Source organism: Bacillus sp. 166amftsu (genome assembly GCF_900107445.1).
In the GTDB taxonomy this organism is placed as follows: Bacteria; Bacillota; Bacilli; order Bacillales; family Bacillaceae_G; genus Bacillus_A; species Bacillus_A arachidis.
The window spans coordinates 1-6074 of the sequence record NZ_FNQA01000051.1 but is presented as its reverse complement, the minus strand read 5'-3'; the positions used below and the strand labels follow the sequence as shown (position 1 = coordinate 6074).

Annotated in this window: 6 protein-coding genes and 3 pseudogenes; 3 read left to right on the top strand and 6 right to left on the bottom strand. The window is 33.0% G+C overall.

The window, feature by feature from the left end:
• Together BLV40_RS27490 and BLV40_RS27485 are read right to left on the bottom strand one after the other, a co-directional pair.
• A pseudogene (locus BLV40_RS27490) lies at positions 1 to 148 on the bottom strand (IS4 family transposase); the annotation flags it as partial.
• Positions 149 to 746: 598 nt separating this feature from the next.
• Positions 747 to 1031 (bottom strand): YrvL family regulatory protein, encoded by a 285-nt coding sequence (locus BLV40_RS27485; protein ID WP_090695784.1) that lies wholly within the window; start codon positions 1029 to 1031, stop codon positions 747 to 749.
• A gap of 121 nt (positions 1032 to 1152) precedes the next feature.
• Here BLV40_RS27485 and BLV40_RS27480 point away from each other — a divergent pair, with 121 nt between their 5' ends.
• On the top strand, positions 1153 to 1380 hold the full coding sequence (locus tag BLV40_RS27480; RefSeq protein ID WP_090695782.1) for a hypothetical protein: 228 nt from the start codon (positions 1153 to 1155) through the stop codon (positions 1378 to 1380).
• A 26-nt stretch (positions 1381 to 1406) separates the two neighbouring features.
• Here the strand turns inward: BLV40_RS27480 and BLV40_RS27475 are convergent.
• The 3 genes and pseudogenes from BLV40_RS27475 to BLV40_RS27465 form a co-directional block, all read right to left on the bottom strand.
• Positions 1407 to 1595, bottom strand: a pseudogene (locus BLV40_RS27475) (DDE-type integrase/transposase/recombinase); the annotation flags it as partial.
• Positions 1596 to 1777: 182 nt separating this feature from the next.
• Complete coding sequence (locus BLV40_RS27470) at positions 1778 to 2473, bottom strand: DUF4145 domain-containing protein (protein WP_090695780.1); 696 nt, start codon at positions 2471 to 2473, stop codon at positions 1778 to 1780.
• Positions 2474 to 2981: 508 nt separating this feature from the next.
• Positions 2982 to 3251 (bottom strand): annotated as a pseudogene (locus tag BLV40_RS27465) (IS4 family transposase); the annotation flags it as partial.
• Between the two features lie 360 nt (positions 3252 to 3611).
• On the opposite strand from BLV40_RS27465, the gene BLV40_RS27460 reads away from it, so the two are divergent.
• Entirely contained in the window at positions 3612 to 4205 is a 594-nt protein-coding gene (locus BLV40_RS27460; protein ID WP_090695778.1) for an ArsR/SmtB family transcription factor, read from the top strand.
• 27 nt (positions 4206 to 4232) lie between these two features.
• Positions 4233 to 5483, top strand: coding sequence for an MFS transporter (locus tag BLV40_RS27455; RefSeq protein WP_088099328.1), 1251 nt, complete (start codon positions 4233 to 4235; stop codon positions 5481 to 5483).
• A 300-nt stretch (positions 5484 to 5783) separates the two neighbouring features.
• On the opposite strand, the gene BLV40_RS27450 is transcribed toward BLV40_RS27455, so the two are convergent.
• Positions 5784 to 6074: DDE-type integrase/transposase/recombinase (locus BLV40_RS27450; protein ID WP_139265638.1), on the bottom strand; the 291-nt coding region annotated here is incomplete at its 5' end.

The following is a 6074-nucleotide window of genomic DNA, read 5'->3' as shown; positions in this document are numbered from 1 at the left end:
ACAAAGATAAGAAATGGTGCCCGTGGCACTTACGTTTTCGTTTCATCCCGCCTGCTTCTATAGCTAGTTGATTAAGTGTAGCGGGAGACATATATCGATATAACTCTTCAGCAAATAAAGATAACTCTTGTTTTTGGTGCATATTCATAAAAAGCACGTCACCCTTTCTCATTAACATAAGAGAATAGTAACGTGCTTTTAGCTTCAAAAATAGTCTAAATCCTTAAGTTGATGGATGTGTGGTTCTACCCCATCTATTCAAAATTTTTAATCAGGTTGTATTACTTTGCTTATGATGGTATTTGAAAGTGAGGTAGCAAGCACATTTTAACGTTTTTATACTCTAAGGGATTCTCAAAACTCAATAACACAATTTGAATTGAGATTTTGATATAAAGATGAGTTTTGAGACACTATTCAAGCTATTTTCAGCCTATTTTAGGTTGAAGTTCTTTTGTCTCAAATACCTACGTTTTTGAGATTAAATGTTTTGCTTAGAGTAGTAAAATCAACGTTTTTTGATGTCGAAAATTACTTAGCGTATATTTCCGTTAAAATGTGGGCGGTACGCCTAATAGCTCTCTTTTTTTATGAAAATCTATCATTTATTTTTTTAAATTCTTCACTATCAAAATCTGGAGGTTCTGGTTCATTATCTCTGAGTAACATATCAATTAATCCGCTTATGATAGAGAACAATATCATTCCCCTCAAAGGAATAAAAATACTTACCATAAAGTAATCAATTATTGAAATTTCAAAAAAGTTATCCCTACATTTAAAATAAAAGAAATTAATCCTTTACTAGATTTAAGTATTCTTACTGTTTTAAAAGCTTTTATAAAACTATTTACAATAAATGAAATAGGTACTTCCAAAGATAAATAGATGAAAAAAAAGATTAATAAAGATCCTATTGAATCATATTTCAATCCAAATAAATTTAATAATATAAAATCAAAAAACAATATTACAAATAAGATAGGAAGTATTAATAATGTACATATAAGTATTGTTTTTAAATTCTTCATTATGCTCCCCTTATTTATGAGTTAAATATTTCCATATCGATTCAAAAATAAAATTCTATGTACTTTTGTATTTCCCTCCTTGTTTTTGGGTGTGAGTGCTGGCCCCCGGGAACTTAACGTAATGGAATATGGAATAAGCTTATTGCTTGAATCGATAGGATTGGGCGGTTCAGCTGGTATAATTTTGCTAGTCCAAGTCGAGCAACCTAACTCCTTGTTTTTGGTATGTTCGGCTTGGCGAAAGCTAAAAACCCCTTTTATAGAGAGTGAGAAGAGAAGAACTTTAAAAAGTTTTGAAAAGGTTAATATATCAGTAGTGGTTCTGTTGCAAAGTTTGAAAAAAGCATAAACAGGTTGGTAAATGAGGAACAATGTTTAGGAAGTAGCTAGTAATCGTTGAAGTTCATTGTACGTTGAAAAGGCGGCGTCTCTTTGAAGACTTCGCCTTTGTTTATATAGGGCATGAATGGTCTCGATACCTTTTATCGTACGTGAAGCATGACGAAGATTTTGAAATCCTGCGGATTTGGCAAAACGTCTCTTTACATGCCTATGATCCTGTTCTCTAGAGTGTAGCTTCATGTAGAAAACTTTGCAACAGAACCGGTGAAGTCTACCCAAAATGAAGTTGAATTTGTACATAATTTATTTGGAATTGTATCATAATCTGGAATTGAACAGATTGTGTAGGTTCCCTATGTCTCTATTAAATGATTTTTGCACCAGAACCCATTAAAATGTGCGTGCTATCCCTTGGGAAATTTCTGTTCAATCTTATCATGTACTGATTCGATTTTTTCAGGCAACACAAATAAATATTCGATAAGGACTTCTGATAATTCTGTTAATAATTCTACTGTTTCATCATCAATTTCCTGTTGCAATTCAAGCATCCCATAAAGAGGACTGTCGGGATGAACGATGTGGCCAATATCTTGAATCGGTTTAGTTAAATCGATATATTCTGGCAATTGCTCAAATTGCTGGGAAAGAGACTGCCCATTACTTTGCTCTCCAAGAAAATGTTTGAGGACACTTTCAAGAACTCGTTTTGACAGTACTGCAGCAGCAGAATTATCTTTTACATTTAAAGTAGAGCGATATGCCCTGACAAGGTCTATAGGGATATGTTTATTACGTTCGAGCTGATCCAAAGGATTTCTTAAATCCGAAGGACTATAAATATAAACCTCTACTTCTACTTCTTTATTTATTCGATTCGGATAATCATTAAACATAATCACAAATTCTGATGGCTTTTGACATTCAAAACAAAGCCCTTCTGCGAATAATCCCCTTTTTGTAACTTGGTAAAAATTCGTTTTTAACGTAAATTCACTTGATTTACCGCATTTAGGACACTGACTTTTGACATTTTTCGGTAACTTTAAATACCCATACTGGGTATGAGACAAAATGGCCCCTGGCAATATTTTTCTCATTTAAACCTCCTAAAAACTCAACCCTAATACATAACTTATATAAATGTCACCTCATGAAGATATAAGATAGTTGGGGAAAATTACTAAAAAATATGTTTATCTGTTTTATCACAAGATGTAGTGGTATCACACATGCTTGTGTTATAGCAAAAAAAATAGACCGACTTTTCGCCTATGAAACTCCTAAATTAAAGGTATAGCTGAGTAGTTATTATTCCTGTATAATTGATAATACAAATTTTTAAAGTTATACAAAAAGTATAACTTTAAAAATCATAATTACAATCTATAATATATGGAAATGATGTTTTTTATTAGTAGAGTGTCACCATAAATACCCACATTTTAGCAAACATATAAGAGCCACTTGGGTTCTGGTGCAAAAACTATAAAGCTCATGTAACGTCAATTATTAGCGAGATTGTTTCTTTTTTTGGAAAGTCTATATATAGATGCTTTAAAGATTTGCATACGAAATAAACCCTAACGGGTTTCCTTTTTTGAATTAAGCCGCTTGATTAAATCGTTGATTCAATCCCTCAGGGCTGATGAGCACTTCTGTTGATGCTTCCAAACGGCTAGATAATTGAGTTAAAGAAGTCGTAGCAATACTTTGACTCATCCATACGCATAAAGCGACTAAATCTTTTGCTTGGTATTTACTGGTTCGTTGCACGAAACCAACATCTCTAGCTAGATCTCGTAAGATATTTGGAGATAAAAAGCTTTGAATCTCTTGAGCAAATAGCTGTAATTCATCAGATACAGAAATAGCCATACAAAAACGCCATCCTTTCCTATGATTGTACAGAAAGAATAGCGTATTTTTTCATTTTAGGGAGTATTTTGTTTTGTTAGCTTGATAGCGATGTGGCTGTACTACATCGCTATCAAGCTAACAAAATACAACTCCCCCCAGAATGAGATTTTGTCCTAATTTGTAATAAAAGAGCTCATTTTTTCGTTTTGGGGTGGATTTGTTTTCTTAAGTTGATGGATGTGTGTGGTAGGCCCCCTACATGGAATCCTACTGTCTTTGTTTTAATTCAGAACTTTCTAAATTAACTTTCTTTTTATTTAAAATTGTAATACAATTGAGTTAAATAAATTTAACTGGTTAAAAAAAGGATGATGCATAATGAAACAAAAAGCCATTTCCATTATCGAAACATATGAACAATTAAAAGTAATAAGCGATCCATTACGTACAAAAATGCTTATATACTTAGTCGAAAAGCCATATACAGGTCATCAACTTGCTCAGCTTTTAAATCTTTCTCGCGCAAAAATACTCTATCACCTCCGCGAACTAGAAAAACACAACATCATTCAATTAGTAAAAAAAGAAGAACAGGGAGGGAATATTTTAAAGTACTATCAGACTATTTCGCGTGGCTTTATTCCTGCAAATCACTTACTTCACTACATTGAATCGCAACAGGCAACAAGACAATCCTATTTAGAAGTATTACATCGTGCACAAACAAGAGTATTAACTGCTCCAGATACCTCATTCGATTTAACATCTTCCCATGTTGAAGATTGGCCAAGTATCTCGATGCAAACAGAATTCTCATTAACAGAAGAACAATTTATAAAGTTTTTAAATCAGTATAGAAACCTTGTTAAAGAAACTTTAGCAGCTTCCACAGAAACTGATACTAATAAAAACTTTTATGTTACAATCACAGGTTTTGAAATTGATCAACTGCTCTTTAACGAAGATTTATAATTCATTATTTGTGGGGAGGAATATTCTTTGAGTGAGCCATTTATATCACAACAAGTTCAACCTAAGTATACAAGCATGTCATTATTTAAAAATCGTGCATTCTTATTTCTTTGGTTATCTAGTACCTCTTCTTTTCTTGCTCTTTCAACCTACCTATTTGCAGAGCAATGGTATGTTATTCGAGCTTTAGGTCAGGAATCAGCACTTGGGATTGTCATGATGGTAACTCTAATCCCGCGAGTCCTCCTAATGACTGTTGGAGGTGTATGGGCAGATCGCTTTAAACGTTCAAAAATTATGTTGGTTTCTAGCTTCACGCGTTTTTTACTGGTTTTTGTAATGATTACTTTATTACATTTACATCTATTAAATTTATGGTCGTTACTGTTTTTTGCACTACTATTTGGAATTCTGGATGCTTTCTTTTCACCAGCGAATCAGTCTCTTCTTCCTCTTCTAGTCCCAAAAGAGATGTTAACTCGATCTAATTCCTTTATTCAAACTTCCAATCAAGTTGCAATGTTTGCCGGACCAATGATAGGCGGCTGGATTATTACAGTTAGTTCTTTCTCGGTTTTATTTCTCTTCGTTGCTTGCTTTTTATTAATTACATCCGCTTTCACTTTATGTATTAAAGAAAAAAATTCTTCACCGTCTTCTAAGCAAGCATCTACCAGACAAGAGCTATTAGAAGGTTTTCAATATGTATGGAACATGCCTTTTTTAAAATCTATACTTTTTATTTTAATGACAATAAACGTCCTCTTCTTTGGCCCTTTACTTATGGGAATTCCATTATTAGCGAGCGAGGTATTACATGGAAAGGCAGTTGAGGTAAGTTTTTTACAAAGCTCTTATCAAGGAGGAATGCTAGGCGGCGCTTTATTGATTGGGCTTTTAAATATTAGGAAAAATAGAGGTCTTTCTATTCTAATACTTATTTCTTTTCTTGGTATTTTTCTTTCTCTCCTTGGTCAAATGTATGTTTTATGGCAAGGAATCCTTTTACTTGTGATGATGGGCTTCATGTCTTCTATGATTAATGTACCACTGGTGTCTATTATTCAAGAAAACAGTGAAACAGATAAGCTAGGGAGAGTTATGAGTTTCGTAAATGCCTCTTCGAACGGTTTAGTTCCGCTATCTTATGCTTTCGTATCTATATGCTTAACATTTGGCACTTCTATATCTAACATTCTACTATGTTGTGGCTTACTCATAACTATCTTATCCATTCTTTTTATAACAAAATATAAAATTGTACGTGATACAAATTAACTAAACAGTGCAGTATTTCTAGAAATTAAATGTTGGTTCAGGTTAAGCAGTTGGAGCGATGCTATTTATAAATGTACTAAAAGCTTTTTCCGTATTGGGTGTACAGAGGTATCTTATTTTTATTGGAAATAAGTATATTATTCGGTATTAGCATATTGATTTTTAATACAATACATTAAAACTAAAAAATTCATTGTTCCCCAAAACAAAATGCCCCCTAAAATGAAAAAATACGTTATTCTTGGTTCTGTTGCAAAGTTTGAAAAAAGCATAAACAAGTTGGTAAATGAGGAACAATGTTTAGGAAGTCGCTAATAATTGTTGAAGTTCATTGTACGTTGAAAAAGCGGAGTCTCTTTGAAGACTTCGCCTTTGTTTATATAGGGCATGAATGGTCTCGATACCTTTTAACGTACGTGAAGCATGACGAAGATTTTGAAATCCTGCGGATTTGGTAAAACGTTTCTTTACATGCCTGTGATCCTGTTCAATAAGATTGTTTAAATGTTTGATTGTACAATGGATTGTAGTTTGATAAAATCCTTGTTTTCTTAATTTGTTAAACGCGCAAAGTAATGCACTTGCTTTGTC

Bases quoted from the DNA above. Each gene is read 5' to 3' on its own strand.
- BLV40_RS27480 (WP_090695782.1), top strand. From the start codon at position 1,153: ATGGAATATGGAATAAGCTTATTGCTTGAATCGATAGGATTGGGCGGT.
- BLV40_RS27460 (WP_090695778.1), top strand. From the start codon at position 3,612: ATGAAACAAAAAGCCATTTCCATTATCGAAACATATGAACAATTAAAA.
- BLV40_RS27470 (WP_090695780.1), bottom strand. From the start codon at position 2,473: ATGAGAAAAATATTGCCAGGGGCCATTTTGTCTCATACCCAGTATGGG.
- BLV40_RS27485 (WP_090695784.1), bottom strand. From the start codon at position 1,031: ATGAAGAATTTAAAAACAATACTTATATGTACATTATTAATACTTCCT.